The sequence below is a fragment of the Peredibacter sp. HCB2-198 genome (genome assembly GCF_045999315.1).
GTDB lineage: Bacteria > Bdellovibrionota > Bacteriovoracia > Bacteriovoracales > Bacteriovoracaceae > Peredibacter.
In genome coordinates this window covers 499,893-516,825 of the sequence record NZ_CP174607.1, presented here as the reverse complement: position 1 = coordinate 516,825, position 16,933 = coordinate 499,893, and the positions used below count along the sequence as shown (strand labels likewise).

19 protein-coding genes are annotated in these 16,933 nt (G+C 41.8%); 11 read left to right on the top strand and 8 right to left on the bottom strand.

Features of this window, described 5'->3' with window-relative positions:
- Positions 1–5 precede the first annotated feature (5 nt).
- Positions 6–938, bottom strand: a complete 933-nt coding sequence (locus ACJVC5_RS02705) for a P-loop NTPase (RefSeq protein ID WP_408097843.1) — start codon at positions 936–938, stop codon at positions 6–8.
- A 205-nt stretch (positions 939–1,143) separates the two neighbouring features.
- On the opposite strand from ACJVC5_RS02705, the gene ACJVC5_RS02700 reads away from it, so the two are divergent.
- A complete protein-coding gene (locus ACJVC5_RS02700) occupies positions 1,144–1,821 on the top strand; it encodes a diacylglycerol/polyprenol kinase family protein (protein WP_408097842.1) in 678 nt (225 codons plus the stop codon).
- 36 nt (positions 1,822–1,857) lie between these two features.
- Here the strand turns inward: ACJVC5_RS02700 and leuS are convergent, their stop codons facing one another.
- The 5 genes from leuS to ACJVC5_RS02675 all read right to left on the bottom strand — a co-directional run bounded on the left by leuS (position 1,858) and on the right by ACJVC5_RS02675 (position 7,623).
- The gene (leuS, locus tag ACJVC5_RS02695) at positions 1,858–4,260 is read right to left on the bottom strand and encodes a leucine--tRNA ligase (protein ID WP_408097841.1); all 2,403 of its coding nucleotides are present in this window, start codon (positions 4,258–4,260) and stop codon (positions 1,858–1,860) included.
- A gap of 118 nt (positions 4,261–4,378) precedes the next feature.
- Positions 4,379–4,702: a hypothetical protein gene (locus ACJVC5_RS02690; RefSeq protein WP_408097840.1), complete on the bottom strand. Its 324-nt coding sequence runs from the start codon at positions 4,700–4,702 to the stop codon at positions 4,379–4,381.
- Between the two features lie 48 nt (positions 4,703–4,750).
- Entirely contained in the window at positions 4,751–6,766 is a 2,016-nt protein-coding gene (locus tag ACJVC5_RS02685) for a hypothetical protein (RefSeq protein WP_408097839.1), read from the bottom strand.
- A gap of 2 nt (positions 6,767–6,768) precedes the next feature.
- Positions 6,769–7,089, bottom strand: a complete 321-nt coding sequence (locus tag ACJVC5_RS02680; RefSeq protein ID WP_408097838.1) for a hypothetical protein — start codon at positions 7,087–7,089, stop codon at positions 6,769–6,771.
- Between the two features lie 144 nt (positions 7,090–7,233).
- Positions 7,234–7,623 carry a hypothetical protein gene (locus ACJVC5_RS02675; RefSeq protein WP_408097837.1) on the bottom strand — a complete coding sequence of 130 codons (390 nt, stop codon included), beginning with the start codon at positions 7,621–7,623 and terminating at the stop codon, positions 7,234–7,236.
- Positions 7,624–7,870: 247 nt separating this feature from the next.
- Between ACJVC5_RS02675 and ACJVC5_RS02670 the strand changes: the two genes are divergently transcribed.
- The 3 genes from ACJVC5_RS02670 to hpf all read left to right on the top strand — a co-directional run bounded on the left by ACJVC5_RS02670 (position 7,871) and on the right by hpf (position 9,830).
- Positions 7,871–8,506 carry a transposase gene (locus ACJVC5_RS02670; protein ID WP_408097836.1) on the top strand — a complete coding sequence of 212 codons (636 nt, stop codon included), beginning with the start codon at positions 7,871–7,873 and terminating at the stop codon, positions 8,504–8,506.
- Positions 8,507–8,520: 14 nt separating this feature from the next.
- Positions 8,521–9,411, top strand: coding sequence for a LysR family transcriptional regulator (locus ACJVC5_RS02665; protein ID WP_408097835.1), 891 nt, complete (start codon positions 8,521–8,523; stop codon positions 9,409–9,411).
- A gap of 95 nt (positions 9,412–9,506) precedes the next feature.
- A complete protein-coding gene (hpf, locus tag ACJVC5_RS02660; protein ID WP_408097834.1) occupies positions 9,507–9,830 on the top strand; it encodes a ribosome hibernation-promoting factor, HPF/YfiA family in 324 nt (107 codons plus the stop codon).
- Between the two features lie 29 nt (positions 9,831–9,859).
- On the opposite strand, the gene ACJVC5_RS02655 is transcribed toward hpf, so the two are convergent.
- Positions 9,860–10,594 (bottom strand): hypothetical protein, encoded by a 735-nt coding sequence (locus ACJVC5_RS02655; protein WP_408097833.1) that lies wholly within the window; start codon positions 10,592–10,594, stop codon positions 9,860–9,862.
- A 58-nt stretch (positions 10,595–10,652) separates the two neighbouring features.
- Here ACJVC5_RS02655 and def point away from each other — a divergent pair, with 58 nt between their 5' ends.
- A complete protein-coding gene (gene def, locus ACJVC5_RS02650; RefSeq protein ID WP_408097832.1) occupies positions 10,653–11,237 on the top strand; it encodes a peptide deformylase in 585 nt (194 codons plus the stop codon).
- Positions 11,238–11,241: 4 nt separating this feature from the next.
- Complete coding sequence (locus ACJVC5_RS02645; RefSeq protein WP_408097831.1) at positions 11,242–12,552, top strand: MATE family efflux transporter; 1,311 nt, start codon at positions 11,242–11,244, stop codon at positions 12,550–12,552.
- A 34-nt stretch (positions 12,553–12,586) separates the two neighbouring features.
- Here the strand turns inward: ACJVC5_RS02645 and ACJVC5_RS02640 are convergent, their stop codons facing one another.
- Positions 12,587–13,057: a hypothetical protein gene (locus tag ACJVC5_RS02640; protein ID WP_408097830.1), complete on the bottom strand. Its 471-nt coding sequence runs from the start codon at positions 13,055–13,057 to the stop codon at positions 12,587–12,589.
- Positions 13,058–13,148: 91 nt separating this feature from the next.
- Between ACJVC5_RS02640 and ACJVC5_RS02635 the strand changes: the two genes are divergently transcribed.
- The 5 genes from ACJVC5_RS02635 (at position 13,149) to ACJVC5_RS02615 (ending at position 16,927) form a co-directional block, all read left to right on the top strand.
- On the top strand, positions 13,149–13,742 hold the full coding sequence (locus tag ACJVC5_RS02635; protein ID WP_408097829.1) for a 2OG-Fe(II) oxygenase: 594 nt from the start codon (positions 13,149–13,151) through the stop codon (positions 13,740–13,742).
- Between the two features lie 6 nt (positions 13,743–13,748).
- On the top strand, positions 13,749–14,183 hold the full coding sequence (locus tag ACJVC5_RS02630; protein WP_408097828.1) for an HIT family protein: 435 nt from the start codon (positions 13,749–13,751) through the stop codon (positions 14,181–14,183).
- A gap of 111 nt (positions 14,184–14,294) precedes the next feature.
- Positions 14,295–15,161 (top strand): endonuclease/exonuclease/phosphatase family protein, encoded by an 867-nt coding sequence (locus ACJVC5_RS02625; RefSeq protein ID WP_408097827.1) that lies wholly within the window; start codon positions 14,295–14,297, stop codon positions 15,159–15,161.
- An 84-nt stretch (positions 15,162–15,245) separates the two neighbouring features.
- Positions 15,246–16,439 (top strand): pyridoxal phosphate-dependent aminotransferase, encoded by a 1,194-nt coding sequence (locus tag ACJVC5_RS02620; protein WP_408097826.1) that lies wholly within the window; start codon positions 15,246–15,248, stop codon positions 16,437–16,439.
- 116 nt (positions 16,440–16,555) lie between these two features.
- Complete coding sequence (locus ACJVC5_RS02615) at positions 16,556–16,927, top strand: hypothetical protein (RefSeq protein ID WP_408097825.1); 372 nt, start codon at positions 16,556–16,558, stop codon at positions 16,925–16,927.
- Positions 16,928–16,933: the final 6 nt, after the last annotated feature.

The following is a 16,933-nucleotide window of genomic DNA, read 5'->3' as shown; positions in this document are numbered from 1 at the left end:
TACCTCTAAGATTCGACCAAACGGTTTACGATACGATCAAAGTTATTCACCAGTTTTGAATTCGGATATTCAATGAGAAGTGGTTTTCTCTTTCTCACACTCTGCCAAACTGACTGATCGTAATCAAGATAACCAGGGAAGGTCATTTCAATACCGAAGTACTTACGGCAAATGCTTTGAATAGAGTAGCCGATATCAATGTCTGCTTGAGAGCGAACTTGATTGATAATAAGATTAGGACGGAACTCCGCCATTTCTTCTTTCACACGGCGACCAATTTCTGGATTAATTTCGGAAATTTTGCGCATAAGATCTGCTGGAGAAGTTGTTCCACCAGTAGAAAGCTTCGCATTCATGGCCTCGTTAATAAGAGGTTCAATTTCTGCAATCCCATCCACCATTTTTAAACGGCGATAGAACACTGACTTAATGAAGCGATACGTGTTTTCAATTGAAGTCGGCTCAGGAAGAACAACTAAAATTCCTTTATCAGCACTGATAAAGAAATCAATAGTGTTAAATGCCGTACCAGCACCTAAATCGAACAGAATGTAGTCAGCATCAAGCTCTGAAAGCTTTTTGATGATCTGATTTTTGTGCATGTGCTTTAAGTTCGCCATGCCCAGTTCATCCTGTGCTCCAGAAATGATCTTAAGATTGTTAATTGGGGTTGTTACTAGCAGGTCCTCAAAGTTATCGACTTTTTTCGAAACATAATCCGAGAGTGTCGTCTGTGGAATAGGGAGGCCCAAACAAGTATGGAGGTTTGCTCCACCTAGATCCAGGTCCACGGCCACTACTTTGTTTCCCATTAGCGCAAGGCAAATCGCAACGTTTGCAGAGACAAGACTCTTTCCAACGCCACCCTTACCACCGCCAACGGCCCATATTTTTTTCATATTTTCCGGCGAAATTTCCGCCTCAGATTCTAATTCCATATCCTGAAATTATATGAATCTAAAATGTGGTTTGGAAAGGTTCTTTCATGAATGATTTTCAAGATTTAAGGGTGGTTCAGAGATACCTGACTGCTAATGGGGGTAGACGATGGGGGTGGAATCCTTTAAATTGGTTGGACTTTGTTTTTTATTGATTCTAGAGGGATTTTGTTTAAATCCCTTTTTTAATTGCGAAGGAGTAGGGATGTCAGCATCTCAAGGCCAGAAATACGATTCGTCTTTTGAGACAGTTTTACATAAACGTTCAGATCTTCACATACTTAGAAAGCTTTGGCACATTTCAACTGGTTCTCTTGGCCTATTCCTGTTCCACCAAACTGAAGCTTCAACTAACACTTTTGCCATCATTACTATGGCGATTGCTTTCGCTGGATTCATGGCGGACATCGTTCGCGCAAAATATGCTCCTTTTAATAAACTTGTAATTAAGCTGATGGGTCCACTAATGCGCCGTTCTGAAAAAGAAGGGATGAGCGGACTTCCGTTCTATGCACTAGGGGTGTCAATTTCTCTTTTCTTCTACCAACGTGACATCGCCATCATTTCAGTTATGTTCTTAGTTTTCTCTGATCCACTTTCATCATTTTTTGGAGTGCTTTACGGGAAAGATAAAATCATGCCGAACAAGTCACTTCAGGGTGCTGTGGCCGGTTTCTTTACTTGTTATCTCATTACACTTTTCTACGTGATGAACACAGCGACACTTGGGACTCATATTCTGGTGTTCGCGATTGTGTCCGGTGTGATTGGTGCGGCTTCAGAACTTGTTTCAGCTTTTAACATTGATGACAATCTGACGATCCCGGTTCTTTCAGGACTCGGAATGACTCTTCTAAATCACTTCGTTCCGGTTTTCGGATAAACAAATAAAAAGGCCACCTTTCGGTGGCCTTTTCTTTTATTCTTTCACTACAAAGTTACAGATTTTTCCAGGAACGTAGATCTCTTTTACGATGGTACCGCTAAGATACTTAGCAATTTTCTCATCGGCCTTAATGATGGCCATTAGATTTTCCTTCGAGATGTCCGCGTCCACTTCAAAAGTTCCACGAGTCTTACCATTTACTTGGACGGCAACTGTGATCATAGAATCTTTTGCGAGTTCATGATCAAATGCCGGCCATGTCTCATAAGCAAGAGACTTTGAGTGGCCAAGGAACGACCAAAGTTCTTCGGCCAAGTGAGGAGCGAATGGAGAAAGAACCAGGGCGAATTTCTCCGCAGTTTCTTTCGACACCTTACCAGTTTTATAAACATGGTTCACAAAGATCATCATCTGAGAGATGGCCGTGTTAAAGCGCATACCTTCGATGTCTTCCGTCACTTTCTTGATAAGTTTATGAAGTTCTTTAACGTTAGAGACGTCTTCAGTTCCAGTGGCGTAGTTTTCCTTGTCCAGGAAGAAACGGAAAGCGCGGTTAAGGAAGTTATAAACGCCTTTCACGCCATTTGCGTTCCAAGGTTTTACCTTTTCAAGAGGGCCCATGAACATTTCATAAAGACGAAGAGTATCAGCACCAAACTCGTTTACCACTGAGTCTGGGTTTACCACGTTACCACGTGATTTACTCATCTTCTCACCGTCTTCACCCAGGATCATCCCTTGGTTAACCAGCTTGAAGAAAGGTTCTTTGGTGGAAACGAGACCAAGGTCGAAAAGAACTTTATGCCAGAAACGAGAGTAGAGAAGGTGAAGAACCGCGTGCTCCGCTCCACCTACGTATAGATCGACTGGCATCCAATAATTTTCAATCTTAGAGTCCCAAGGACGCTCTGTATTTTTTGGATCGCAGAAGCGAAGGTAGTACCAACAAGAACCGGCCCATTGAGGCATAGTGTTTGTTTCGCGTTTTGCTTTTTTACCAGTTTTTGGATCAATGACATTTAACCACTCGTCGATGGTCGCAAGCGGAGATTCACCTGTGCCAGACGGTTCATATTTTTCAACTTCCGGAAGACCAACAGGAAGTTCGTCAACATCAAGACAACGAACAGTTCCATCTTCGTATTTAAGAATTGGGAACGGCTCACCCCAGTAGCGTTGACGAGAGAACAACCAGTCACGAAGTTTGTAGTTCACTTTCTTCGAGCCGATGTTGTTGTCTTCAAGCCATACGATCATTTTCTTGATGGCGTTTTCTTTATTAAGACCATTTAAGAAATCAGAGTTAACGTGCTCACCATCTTCAGTGAAAGCGGCCTCATCAACGTTTCCGCCTTTGACCACTTCAACGATAGGAAGGTTAAATTTCTTCGCGAACTCATGGTCTCTTTCATCGTGACCAGGAACTGACATGATGGCACCTGTGCCATAAGTGTTCAGAACGTAGTCTGCGATATAAACCGGGATTTTTTTGTTCGTTGCCGGGTTAATGGCATAAGCACCTGTGAAGGCACCGGTTTTATCTTTGTTAAGTTCAGTTCTTTCAAGATCTGATTTCAGAGCTGTTACTTCACGATACTTAGCAATCTCGGCCTTCTGAGCATCTGTGGTGATGAGATCAACAAGCTTATGTTCAGGAGCAAGCACCATATAAGTGGCACCGAAAAGTGTATCAGGACGAGAAGTGAAGACATCAATCATATCAGTCTTGCCTTCTACGGCGAAACTGATGATGGCACCCTCTGATTTACCGATCCAGACTCGTTGCATTTCTTTTACTGATTCAGGCCAGTCTAGGCCTTCAAGATCTTGAAGCAGACGTTCAGCGTATTCAGTGATTCTAAGCATCCACTGTTTCATTGGTTTTCTGATTACTGGGTGACCACCCACTTCAGATTTACCGTTGATCACTTCTTCGTTAGCAAGAACGGTCTTTAGATTTGGACACCAGTTCACCATCATGTGTGATTCGTAGGCGAGACCTTTGTTGTAAAGTTGAACAAAGATCCATTGAGTCCACTTGTAGTAATCAATGTTAGAAGTCGCGATCTCGCGTTCCCAATCATATGAGAACCCAAGCATCTTTAACTGACGCTTGAAGGTTTTAATGTTCTCTTGCGTAGTAATGTTAGGATGAATACCAGTTTTCACCGCATGGTTTTCGGCCGGAAGACCAAATGAGTCCCATCCCATTGGGTGAAGAACATTGAAGCCCTTCATGCGTTTGAAACGGGCCATGATATCCGTGGCCGTATAACCTTCCGGGTGACCTACGTGAAGACCAGCACCAGATGGATAAGGGAACATATCGAGTACGTAGTACTTCGGTTTGCTTTGATCGATGCCAGTTTTAAAAGTTTTTTGATCGTCCCAGTATTTTTGCCACTTCGGTTCGATCTCGGAGAAATTGTATTCCATAAGCTTTCCTTGCACTTTGTGAGTGCTAGTAGCTTACTGGAAAAGGGCCCTTTTTTAAAGGTATTCGGGGTGCGTTATTGAGATCCTGGAAAGTATTTGAGTAGGCCTTTCCAGGTTTTCATCGTCTCTCTTTAAGTAGTTTAAGTTCCTTGGCAGTTAATTCAGGGTACTTCTTTTGAAGTTCTGGAACTGATTTACGGGCCAGATCCATGTAGAAAATGTCTTTTTTCAGTTCGTCCCAGTCTTTGGTTTTTTCATTTTGATTGAGCAGGGCCTCGCGCTCGTCTCTGTCTGGAATTGAACTCTGATGCGAGTCTTTTTGGATGTTGAAGTTTTCGAGTTCCTTCGATTCAATATCTGGGTCGATAAATATAACATTTGCTTTCTGAGCGAAAGCTGAGAGTGAAACAAGGAGCATCGGAATTGTCATTAGCTTTTTCATATTTAGTTCTTTTGGCCTTCGCCTAGTTAAAAAGTTAATCAAGTATTCTTATTCTTCGTCCTCATCATAAGAATCTGCCGCATCTTCATCATCACCAGTTTCCACGTAGTTTGGATCTCCGTACATTTCTGGCGGGATTGTCACTCCGGCCGGTACTCCACCCATCATCCCTCCGGTCATGCCACCATATCCACCAGAGTAGGCACCGGCACCATAGTAACTACCTCGATTGCCAGCAAAGTCTTTCAAACGAATAGGGAATTGAGGCTCTTCAGTTCTGCCGGTGAATTCGTGCCAACTAAAAGGGTTTTGGAAATACCCTAAGTGGGCGCTGGTGGCTGAAATCATCCATGTAAGGGCCTGGCGTTGTTTATCAGGAACTCCTGGCACGGACAATAATCCGCTTGCATTGTGAAGATTCAGAAGAAGATCTTTTCTGCTCTTCTCGTTCATATTTTTGGCGGTTGGGATCCACACCTTATTCTCTGGTTTCGAGAATTTTTCTTTTAAATCTTTGAACGCCATTGTCTGTTGATTGATACTTTGTTCTGCAATGATCAGCATTTGCTTCTTGACCATTACCATGCCTGCAGGATTGGCCTTTACGCTTTCAAAATTGTACTTGGCCCCACTATAGGCCATGGCCGCATTCATTAACTCTTGGGCAAGTGGAACTAGATTTTGTGCTAAATCCATAGGACCGTTGTAAGCGCCAGTCTCCGGATTGATAAAATTTTTCACCTGTGAGTATTTCGGATCATTGAATAAGGCATCACGCTTTTTTAATTCCTCATCGAGTTTTTTTTGTTCAGCGGCCACCCCAGCCTGTGGGTCTTTTTCGAGAGCGGCAATCTCGGACTTTAGGTTTTCAATATTTTTGTTCAGTTGCTCCAATGATTTATTGAAACCCTTCTCAATGTCCTCAAATTTTAAATCAGCAAGGAGCTTTTCTGCTTCTGCTAAATCATCTTTGTAGTAGTTCGCAAAATTTTGTTTGGTGCCTTCATAAAAAAGAAGATTGAAAACGGAATTGAGATTCAAATCCATTTGAAGAATTTCACCACAATGCTCAATACGTCTTGCTTCGTTATAGATCTGACGAAGTTCACCACTGGCCGTGTTTTTAGGAATTTCCAGTTCTCCAGAGTAATATTGATTAACTTTAGTGATCAGTGCTTCGATTTCAGTTCTTTTGTTCTCACATTCTTTGATATCAAAAGGGCGAAAGGCCTTACCTTCTTTTTGAGAACCGTAGTAAAATTCGCCTTCTTTTGTGCCATCACTACAATAGAGGTACATGGCCGCATTCATTTGAGTCAGACCCTGAATGTTTTGTTTGGCATAGGTCTGAAGCTTCTTCTGTTCTGCATTTTTCAGAAGGCTTTTCTCTTTCAAAAGAATGTCTGAGATGTACTGGTGGCCCGCAGGTTTATCTGAAAGAGGAGCAGACCCATCATACCCGGCAATTATTTTGATGTCTGGAAAGATGTGCTTCCATTCGATGACTTCTTTCGGTACTCCGGTATAACAACCAAGAAGTAAAACCGAGTTTACTTCATTGATGTCCTTGTAGTCCTTCATCATTTCGCCAAGCTCATAGCGACCGAAGTCACCTTTGTATCCACCAAAGTGTCCACCGCCATCGTGTCCCGAAATAGTTAAGTTCTGAAGCTTACCGCCTGCGGCCTTGATTTCATCCAAGGCCTCTTTCGTCTGCTTTTTAATGGATTTATTACTTCTCTTAAGTGCCTGGAGCTCTTTATCAATTCGTTGTCCCTCGGCCTGAAGTGCTGAACAGTCTTTTTTCTCTTTGGTACACTTCTCATATTTTTTTGAGACTGAAATCATGGCGTTGGTGTGCTTGATGTAGTCTTTATAGTTCTTCGGAACGACCACCAATCTTTCTCCTCGCTCACATGCGGCTTTCTCAGTCGTGGCGATTTCGAGTTCTGAGTTGTTGGTATCAATAAAGAGGATCACCTTATTTGGATCCACTTTTTTGTTACACTGGGCATGGGCACCAATTGATAAAAGTAGGGTGGCAACTGGAACTAACTTTTTCACGATTACCTCTTGTCCTTGAGAAATGTGAGTTCTTTCTCTGAGATTGCTGGATATTTCTTTTTAAGTTCTTTAACGGATTTAGATTTGAGATCCATGTAGAAAATGTCTTTCTGAAGTTCGTCCCACTTTTCAGCGGCCTTCACACCTTTAAGGACCTCATCACGGATTTCTTTTTTTGGAATGGAACTTTCGTGACTGTTTTTTTGAACATCAAAGTTCTTCTGTAGAGATGAACCATCGATGTGCTCATCGATTAAAATCACCTTCGCTTTTTGAGCGTGAGCAAATGACGAGAATAAAAGCAGATAAAGCACAACTTTCATGAAATTCCTTTGAGCGTAACTCAAAGAAACTTATCGGAATTTAATTAAAGAAGATTAGAAGGTGATTGTTGTGGTCAGGAAATAAAAAAGGGACCTCACGCATCCGGCGCTAGTCCCTTTTTTTACAGGGGGGTATAACCACTACTAAGCAGAGTGACAATTGAGGGGGTATGTCATCTCATGCCCTTTAGGGGACGTAATCGAAAGGTAGTCGTTAACATCCGAGAACGAGTTTGTGTCCTGGACGTTGATTCGATGTTTTAGTCCATCGATGTAAAGAGTTTTTGTAAAGCCATGGTTCTTCTTGTGAGTTCTCACAGATTCACCATTGATAGATGAAATGGAACGACTAACTCCCGCTTCATCTTCTTTTTGGAATGAGATGCGGTCGTCTTGAATTGTGAAGGTCTTTTCACCAAAGGCCGTTGAACAAGTAATTTCCGGAGTGGCGCTGTATGCATTCATGGTGTGAATCATAAGGACCAGTCCTAAAAAGCCAAGAATCGTTGAAAGAGATAGTGTTTTTGTTTTCATGTTTTCCCCCTGTTTATTTGAAGAAGATGTCTTCCTGTCATCGCCCCTCGTGCCTCTCTTAATACAAGCTGTGTGCCAAAAAAAGGCCCTAGGATTCAAGGGGTTATAAGAGGGGGAAATTGTCGAATCTATACATATGTCTATTTTTTAGACGATTTCTCTTCTGAAGTGTTTAGTCCTGTCCAAGCTTTTACCACTGCTCCCTTACGTCATGTTTCCTATATATGCCTCTTTCAAAGGAGGACCTGTGGGTAAACAACTTCAGCTTAATGTCTATAAAGCGAACAAAGGTGGGAGAAGGCCAGGATCGGGAAGAAAGAGGGTTCACTCAAAGGGAGTGGCACATCGGGTTCGGGAGCGAGTTATGAGAAGAACTCCACTTCACATTAACTTTAAGTACAGGACTCTTATCAGGAACAAGTTCTGCCTGCGTCTATTGAAAAGGGCAATTCTCAATGCCCGGGCGCATGGACTAAGGGTGATGCATTTTTCACTTCAATCAAATCATGTTCATTTAATTATCGAAGCTGCAAACAATCAAGTCCTCACCAAAGGCATGAGGTCCCTTACCGTGACCTTTGCCAAAGGACTAAATAAGGGAAGAGTCCAAATTGAGCGTTATCATCTGCATGTCTTAAGGGGACTTCGAGAAACAAAAAATGCCATTCAATATGTTCTCTTTAATCAGCATAAACATGAAAAAGGCACATATACACGGGTCGACGAATATTCGTCTTTGTTGTCTTTAAAGGAAAATCGAAAGGTCATTCAGCACTACGCCCAAAGGGTGAAGATAACTATTGAGATTAAAAGGGCGGAGTTCTGGGAGCTGGAAGTTGGTCGAAGTTATTTGAGTAGGCGTGGACTGGAACTCCTGACCTGAACTATAATAACAACATGGTACCTTTAAATTACAATCAGCTTTATTATTTCTACAAAATCGCAGAACAAGGCTCTATCGCCCTGGCCTCGAAAAGTGTTCTTATTAGTTCTCCTGCACTTTCCATGCAGCTCAAAGAACTTGAAGACTCATTTGGCACTCCATTATTTGATCGAGTGGGAAAGAAACTGGTTTTAACTGAGGCCGGTACCATTGTCTTTGAATACGCTCGCGATATTTTTAAACTTGGTTTTGAATTAAAAGATACGCTTGCTGATCGCAATAAAGGACAAGAGAGAACACGCATTGAAATTGGTTGCCAGGATTCAATTCCTAAGAATGTTGCAGATGAACTTCTGGACTTCTTATTGGAAACTAAATCTTGTAAGGTCTATCTTAAAGAAGGAAATCGTGAACAATTGCTTAAGATGCAGAACGAATATAAGCTCGATCTCATTCTTACCAATTCAGTTCCGCAAGTGGATAACTCTTATATTTTCGAATCACGTCTTCTCGCTAAAGAAGAACTGATTGTTGTGGGTCATCCGAAATTCAAATCAAAATCGAAATGGCCTGGAATTTTAAAAGAAGTTCCGATGGTACTTCCGACTTACGATTCAAGTGCCAGACAAAAACTTGATTTGTATTTTAAGAAAAACAATCTCCTTATTGATGTGATCGCTGAAGTGGAAGATAAGGCCACTGAAATTGACCTCGCTTTACGTGGTCACGGGCTGATCTCCGTCATGAGAAAAAGTGTGGCTCATCTTCTGAAAGAAAAAGTTTTGGTAGAGTTTGGTCCTCTTCCAGGCGTTCAGGAAGAGATTTGGATGATCATCGGAAAGCGTAAGATTCTGAATCCATTAGCACTTCATGCAATGAAAAACTTTACTCTCTCAGTTAAGTAAATTTCACTGAAGGGTCTCTTCAAAATTACTGAATGTCGCAAAAAACTGACTCTTGTTACCCTTGATTCAAGGCATGAAACAGAAGGAGTTCGTTTATGCATGTTCAAGTACACTATCAGAATCTAGAAAATTCACCTTGGATGGACGAGTTTATTTCAAGTCGAGTATCTAAGTTAGAGCGTTATCTGGGAACTGCGTCCAGCATCCAGGTCAATTTGAAAATGTTTAAGAATCGCTACATCACGTCTCTTGCTATTCATAATAGAGGTCATGATTATGCGTTCACGGCGGATGGTGATAACTTGTATGAGTCATTTGCTGCGGCCGTCGATAAGGCGAACCGAGCACTTGGTGAACAGAAAAGAAAAGTCAAAGACCGTATCAATCGCAGATATGTTTCTTTAAAAGAAGTCGCCTAAAAAGAAAGGGCCCGGATTCGGGCCCTTTTTTATTTGTAATCTTGGATGAGTCTTCGATTGTAGGAGATTTCCTGGACCATTCCCGGTTTCATGATCTTCGCTGAACCGAATGCCTTTTTCACTGAAGAGAGTTGATATTGAATGACCAGCGTTTTGTTTTCTTTTAACGGAATAAATGACATCACAGTCACACCACCCAGTGCGTACTTCGTATACTGAGTCATCTCTTTCACCATGATAGAAGAGGCCCCCTGAGAGATGATGTCCATTTTCTTTGCCGCTGAAACAGCGCGAATGACCTTAGAGTTTGGAAGAGTGCTGATATCATCTGAATCAATGAAAATTTGTAACTTGTATTGATGAGCAAAGTCTCCTGGAACCGTGACTTTAAAAGTTTCAGGATTGAGTTTTTTGACCTTCTGATCACCCAATGTATAGGCCACATATTTTTCATCTGTCATTTGCTTATCATCAAAAAAACCTACAGGACGATCTACTACATAGGCGGCCTTGGTAACGGCGATCATGGATTCTGGCTCTGAAAATAATGAGAGTGAATCTAGATCGAATAGTTCCGGGTGGTTTTTAAGCAACTTTCTTGGGTTATCCACTGAAAAGTAATAATGAATGTCACCCTTCATTAACTCTTCTGTTTTAACCGGAAAATTAATCTGTTTCTGTTCGACCAACTGGGCGTACAATGGAACAGACGCCACGAGGTTAATGACGACAGTAAGTACCAGCTTCATCAAAGAGTTATTCATAGTATGACCTTATAGACCTATTGTTCGATCAGCCTTATCGGTTATTAAGAAATGTTTCATGAGGAAAAAAGGAAATTTTTTCCCAACTACGTACGAGGGACCTATGATTCAGCCAATATGCCGTATGGGAAATCCAATTTTAAGGAAAAAGACGGAAGAAATATCCAAAGATTACCTTTTGTCTGACGACTTTCGTCAACTTTTAATAGACCTCCGGGATTCAATGAAACATTACGGCGGAATTGGGATTGCTGCTCCTCAGATCGGAGTTGATTTGCAGGTGGCCATCATTGAACTCATGGGCTTTAATCGTTACGGGGAAGAGGTGAACCTTCCACTGACTACTTTTGTTAATCCAAAGATCGAATATCTCACCAACGAGGAGCAGGGATTCTGGGAAGGATGTCTTTCAGTTCCAGGACTACGCGGTTTCGTTGAGCGTCCAAAAAAAGTTCGCGTTCGATATCTGAATGAAAAGGCCGAGCCACAGGAAATTGTGGCGGAAGGTTTTTTGGCGACGGTATTACAGCATGAACTAGATCATCTTCAAGGCATTTTATATGTGGATCGAATTAAGGATCCAAAACTTCTTTCTTATCAGGAAGAGTTTGAACAGTTTATCCAGGCACAGACTTTAGAGTAATTTTATGACAACAAATGTTCTTCCTCGTAAAGAAGCGCTCACGCAGCTTCTGATTTTTGCTTTACCGATAATCTTTGGACAATTGGGCCTTATGTTAGTGGGAACCGGAGACATGATCATTGCCGGTCGCTATTCTCGGGAGTGTTTGGCCGCTATTGGTCTCGCGATCTCAATTGCTAATCCGATTCAAATTTCAATTCTAGGAATGCAGTTTGCGATTTCACCTCTGCTTGCCCAAAAAAGAGGGAACGGTGAATCGGTTGATGATTATTTCTGGACCGTGACTCTTTACAGTTTCTTTGTTGGACTTGTTTCTTTTTTACTCACTTATTTAAGTGTTCAAATTGTTCCATGGCTTAATTACGGAGACAAACTTGAGCCCATCATTCTCGACTATATTTTAATTACGAGTTTTTCCTCTTTTGGGCTTTGCTTCTATCAAAGCTCAAAAGAGTTCTTTCAATCTCAGGAGAAAACTCTCGCGGCGAATATCCTGGCGATGCTGGCAGTTTTTGTGAACCTCTATTTTAACTACTCATTTGTTTACGGTGTCTATGGCATGCCAGAGTTGAAAGAGCAGGGGCTGGCCTGGGCGAGTCTTATGGTGAGAATGTTTATGGCCATTGGTCTTTTCGTTATGACTTACAAATACTGGAAGTCTTCGAAAAAGATTAATTGGAACTTTATGAAGGATCTTCTTCGTTTGGGAACTCCTATCACGGCCGCGCTCTTCTTTGAAATTATGGCCTTCTGTGCGGTGACCTTATTTGTAGGAAAATTCGACGCCATTCAAACTGCTGCCAATAATCTGGCCCTGAATATCGGTTCACTTGCGTTCATGATTCCAATGTCTATTTCGGCCGCAGTCGGAGTAAAAGTAGGGCATGCTTTTGGTGAGAAGAACTACGCCAACGTCAGAATTTATTCTCAGGTAAGTTTGTTTGCTTCCTTTTGTTTTACGCTGATGACAGGCCTGTTTTTTTATCTTTTCCCTCAAATCGTGATGGGTCTTTATACCGACGATAATTTGGTGATTGATTTCGGAAAGAAACTTCTTTTCTGGGTGGCCTGTTTTCAACTCTTTGATGGAGCACAAGTGACGATCGCCGGGATTCTTCGTGGTCTCTCTATTACCAAGGCCTCTTCATTGGCGATCTTTACCGGTTATTGGTTAATCGGTATTCCGCTAGGCTATTATCTTGGGTTCTTCAGCGGCCTTGAGGCGCAGGGCTTTTGGGTGGGACTCGCGACTTCGCTTGCGGTTGTGGCGGTGATGTTGGGAATGATTTTAAAAAGAAAATTGAATCAGTTATAAGAAGAGGGGGGGACAAAAGTCCCCCTTTATTTTTTTAAAGAAAGAAATCACCGTTACCTGGAACGATTGTGTAGTTACAAGAGTTCTTGGTGATCCCACCAAAAATTCCTAAGAAAGGTCTAAGTAACCATCTCTGACTTACAATTCTGTAATTTTTTGGAACAAGCACTACAGCAAGCTCTTTTGAAGGAACATCACGTCTTAATGTTCTTACCCAGAACTCACCGTTGGCATTTAAGTTAGAGTAGCTATAGCCTTCTTCTTGGCCCTCAGTATAAGTATACGGATGCACATACCAGCGATTTGTTTTCACATAGAAAACAACTTTGAACTTTTCATAGGCGTCAGCTGGAAGACCAGTGATGTGACCTCTGATGTGTTCGTTCTTAATCACTTCATCAACAGTCACCACTGTGCTCTTACACTCTTTTTTGTATTCGCGTAGCACGTTGGCCGATGCGGCCTGACTGATGAGCAGAGTCGCAAGGACTAGAAATCCTTTCATAGTTCACCCCTTTGTAGGTATTAGATATTTTTATTCTCTCTCTACTGATAACTGCATACAATTGGGGGGAACTTTGCCGTTAGGAATAGGAATGGTTGAGCAAATAATTCAGGAAATTGAAGAAAAAGGCTGGTGCCATAGAACCAATGTGATTGGTCCTACGGAGCTTGCCGAGATCAACCAATTCTTTGAGCATCGCCGAAATGAATTTGAACCGGCCAAGGTAGGAAAGGGTGAAAACCTGCAACGAGCAGAAAATATTCGTGGGGACTTTACCTTCTGGATTGATCCCCATGAGCCACCGGCCACTTTTAAACACCTGGTCCATTTTCTAACTGAACTAAGAGAGGCCTTGAACGGTTATTTCTTTTTGGGCCTGAAAGATTTTGAGTGTCACCTGGCCTACTATCCTCCAGGAACTTTCTACACCAAGCATTCAGATCGTCATGGATTGGAATCTTCACGTGTACTTTCTTTTATTTTTTATCTTCATGATGAATGGAATGAAAATGACGGTGGAGAGTTAGTGCTCTACGATAAAGATGATTCTATCTTAGAGATAATTAGGCCAATTCCAGGATCATTCATTTGTTTTCTAAGTGATAAATTTCCACATGAAGTAAAACCATCTAAGCGTGAGCGCAGAAGTTTTACGGGTTGGATGCATCGAAAAATTTTGTACTGAGGTTTTATGAGTTGCCCATTGTGTGACAGATCAAAGAATACAGCAGAAGGAAAATATCCTTATCTCATTCACGAATTTAAACATTCGTATTTATATTTAGGCGAGCACCAATACTATCAGGGTTACTGCGTGCTTGTGACAAAAGATCATTATCGCGAGATGACAGATGTTCCATCACCAAAACGTGAAGAACTTTTTCAAGAGATGATGAGATCTCACGAAATTATCCAAAAAGTTTTCCAACCAAAAAAAATGAACATGTGCAGCCTAGGAAATGTGGTTGATCATGTGCATTGGCATTTCTTCCCGCGTTATGAGAGTGATCCAAACTTTAAAAATCCACCTTGGTTACAGATGCAGCATTTCGATAGTGCCAAAGTGTCTCCTGAGAAGCGTGACGAACTAATTGGAATGTTGAAAAACGCATTTTCATCAAAGTAAGCGCCTGTCAGTTTTGTGTTAAGCTAAATTAATTCAGCAGATTAGCATTGCCATTTGGTCGCGAACATTCTTCAATTTAAGTGCAAAAAAACTTTTAACATGGATGTGTGCATGAAGTTTTCATTCCTTCTCATCCTCCTTTTGAGTTCCCATGCATGGGCCAAATGGAGTGTCTCGACTTACAACATTAGAAACTTCGATAAAGATTCTGGAGCAGGTCAAACAAACGTGGCCGAACTCGGAAAAATTATTAAGTCAGTACAAAGTGATGTGATGGCCTTCGAAGAGGTCGTTAATAGAACTGCTTTCGACTCACTCATTAAACAAAATCTTCCGGGCTATGCTTACCAAATGTCTAACTGCGGTGGATTCGGAAAACAAAATCTCGCAGTGGTATACAATCCGAAGGTTTTTGAGTTTATGAGCACAGTGGAAGATCTAAGCTTCTCTGGTTCAAACAATAATTCTTGTGGATCACTACGACCGGCGCTTCTGGTAACACTGATGCACATTGCTTCAAAGAAAATTTACACTTTCGGCGCTGTTCACTTAAAGGCCGGCGGTGACAATCGTGCCATGTCACAGCGCTGGAAGCAGTATCAAAACTTGGCAGGGTTAGTTAAAAAATACGCTGCTCAGAATTTGATCCTTCTCGGTGACTTCAATACGACTGGATATAATATTCAAGATCAAGATTACCAAAGATTTGAAGACATGCTTTCTGGAGCAGGTGTGAGAACAATGTCTGAAAACATTGGTTGTACGAACTATTGGAAAGGCACCCTAGGGGGCGCCGAATTTCAATCATCTGTCCTTGATCACATTGTTCTTCAGGACAAAAACCTCTCTCAGGTGATGAATGTGAGAGTCGGGGCACATTGTGCCATGATGGACTGCCGTCCTGCGACGCCACAGGATTTGGGTGTGAGCTACCAATCCGTATCTGACCACTGCCCGGTACAGGTCACTTTCCGTTAAACGGAAACTTCTTTCAAGCCTTTCAGCAATTCCATTTTAATGATACTCTGGGGAGACGAACCAATCTCCTCAGGGATCATTTACATGAGTTTTTTATCGAATCGAGTTGAAAAATTAGCTGAATCTGAAACTTTGGCCATGGCCCGTCTTGGGAATGAGTTAAAAGAAAAAGGCGTTAATGTCATCAACATGAGTTTAGGTGAGCCGGATTTTGCTACACCGGATTTCATCAAGATTGCTGCTAAAGAAGCGATTGATAAAAACTTTTCATATTACACTCCAGTTCCAGGATACAAAGATCTTCAAGAGGCGATCTCCGCCAAATTTAAGCGTGATAATAATCTGAACTATAAACCGTCGCAAATTGTGGTCTCGACCGGTGCTAAGCAATCCATCATCAACGTTGTGATGGCGACAGTGAATCCTGGTGACGAAGTTATTCTTCCCGCTCCTTATTGGGTGAGTTATTCAGAAATGATTCAACTTAATGAAGGGAAAGTGGTTGAGATTCAGACTGACTACAAAGCAGATTTTAAAATTACACCCGAGCAACTGGAAAAAGCGATTACTCCAAAAACAAAAATGTTTTTGTTCTCGAATCCATGTAACCCAACGGGGACCATGTACACCGAGAAAGAGCTTCGTGCTCTGGGAGAAGTATTTAAGAAAAACCCTCACGTGCTGATTGTTTCTGATGAAATTTATGAATACATCAGTTTTACTGAAAAGATGTTCTCAATCGGTTCGATTCCTGAACTTGCCAACCGTACTGTAACTGTAAATGGTGTCTCGAAAGGTTTTGCCATGACTGGTTGGAGACTTGGGTACCTTGGTGCTCCTGAAGAGGTGGCGAAGGCCTGTGTAAAAATTCAAGGTCAATTTACTTCTGGGCCAAGTTCCATTTCTCAGCGTGCAGCGATGGCCGCCGTGAGTGCTGATCCTGATGTTGTCCACACTATGCAAGTGGCATTTAAAAATCGTCGTGATCTTCTTATCTCTCTCATGAAAGAAGTTCCTAATATCAAGTTAAACAATCCTGGTGGCGCTTTCTATCTTTTCCCAGAAGTCTCTTCATACTTTGGAAAGAAGAACGGTGACACTGTCATTAAGGACGCAAAAGATCTTTGCATGTACTTACTAAACGTAGGGCATGTGGCCATGACTCCAGGTGGAGCTTTTGGTGCTCCTAATTACCTGCGTCTTTCTTATGCAACATCTGAAGAAAAAATTCGCGAAGCCGTTAAAAGAATTGCAACTGCTTTAGCACAGTTAAAGTAAGACTGATCTCAAGGCAGAATTTAGGTCTAGGCGACACAGCGGTCAGAGATTTTCACTCAGAAGATAAGTTATCTTCAAGCGCGAATCAAACCACGCTCAAAGCCTAGGAGTTTGCCATGAGACACTTCTTCCTTATATCTCTTCTATCAATGTCATCAGTTGTATGGGCCGCACAGGACTGGAAAGTTGTGGCGGAAACAACATCATGTGATGAGAAGGTCCAGATCCTCGCCAAAGAAGGTGAGAAATATGTACTTGCGGTTCAAGGGGACCAGAAAAGCAAACTTGTTGCCAAAGATGGTTCTGCTTTCCATGAGAATTCAATGAAGACTACTGAGTTTGAAACTGACATCAAAAGTGATGAATACAAACTAGGCAATCCAACTTATACATTCATTCAACCAAGCTATGTTGAAGGCAATCCTCCAAAGGTTGATGTCTATAACAGTGGCGTGAAGAAGCGCTGTAAAATGGAACTTGCTCGTTAAGATCCC

Coding starts and splice junctions, on each gene's coding strand:
- ACJVC5_RS02615 (WP_408097825.1), top strand. CDS start 16,556: ATGAGACACTTCTTCCTTATATCTCTTCTATCAATGTCATCAGTTGTA.
- ACJVC5_RS02700 (WP_408097842.1), top strand. CDS start 1,144: ATGTCAGCATCTCAAGGCCAGAAATACGATTCGTCTTTTGAGACAGTT.
- ACJVC5_RS02630 (WP_408097828.1), top strand. CDS start 13,749: ATGAGTTGCCCATTGTGTGACAGATCAAAGAATACAGCAGAAGGAAAA.
- ACJVC5_RS02665 (WP_408097835.1), top strand. CDS start 8,521: ATGGTACCTTTAAATTACAATCAGCTTTATTATTTCTACAAAATCGCA.
- ACJVC5_RS02620 (WP_408097826.1), top strand. CDS start 15,246: ATGAGTTTTTTATCGAATCGAGTTGAAAAATTAGCTGAATCTGAAACT.
- ACJVC5_RS02645 (WP_408097831.1), top strand. CDS start 11,242: ATGACAACAAATGTTCTTCCTCGTAAAGAAGCGCTCACGCAGCTTCTG.
- leuS (WP_408097841.1), bottom strand. CDS start 4,260: ATGGAATACAATTTCTCCGAGATCGAACCGAAGTGGCAAAAATACTGG.
- def (WP_408097832.1), top strand. CDS start 10,653: ATGAGGAAAAAAGGAAATTTTTTCCCAACTACGTACGAGGGACCTATG.
- ACJVC5_RS02690 (WP_408097840.1), bottom strand. CDS start 4,702: ATGAAAAAGCTAATGACAATTCCGATGCTCCTTGTTTCACTCTCAGCT.
- ACJVC5_RS02655 (WP_408097833.1), bottom strand. CDS start 10,594: ATGAATAACTCTTTGATGAAGCTGGTACTTACTGTCGTCATTAACCTC.
- ACJVC5_RS02625 (WP_408097827.1), top strand. CDS start 14,295: ATGAAGTTTTCATTCCTTCTCATCCTCCTTTTGAGTTCCCATGCATGG.
- ACJVC5_RS02635 (WP_408097829.1), top strand. CDS start 13,149: ATGGTTGAGCAAATAATTCAGGAAATTGAAGAAAAAGGCTGGTGCCAT.
- hpf (WP_408097834.1), top strand. CDS start 9,507: ATGCATGTTCAAGTACACTATCAGAATCTAGAAAATTCACCTTGGATG.
- ACJVC5_RS02680 (WP_408097838.1), bottom strand. CDS start 7,089: ATGAAAGTTGTGCTTTATCTGCTTTTATTCTCGTCATTTGCTCACGCT.
- ACJVC5_RS02705 (WP_408097843.1), bottom strand. CDS start 938: ATGGAATTAGAATCTGAGGCGGAAATTTCGCCGGAAAATATGAAAAAA.
- ACJVC5_RS02675 (WP_408097837.1), bottom strand. CDS start 7,623: ATGAAAACAAAAACACTATCTCTTTCAACGATTCTTGGCTTTTTAGGA.
- ACJVC5_RS02640 (WP_408097830.1), bottom strand. CDS start 13,057: ATGAAAGGATTTCTAGTCCTTGCGACTCTGCTCATCAGTCAGGCCGCA.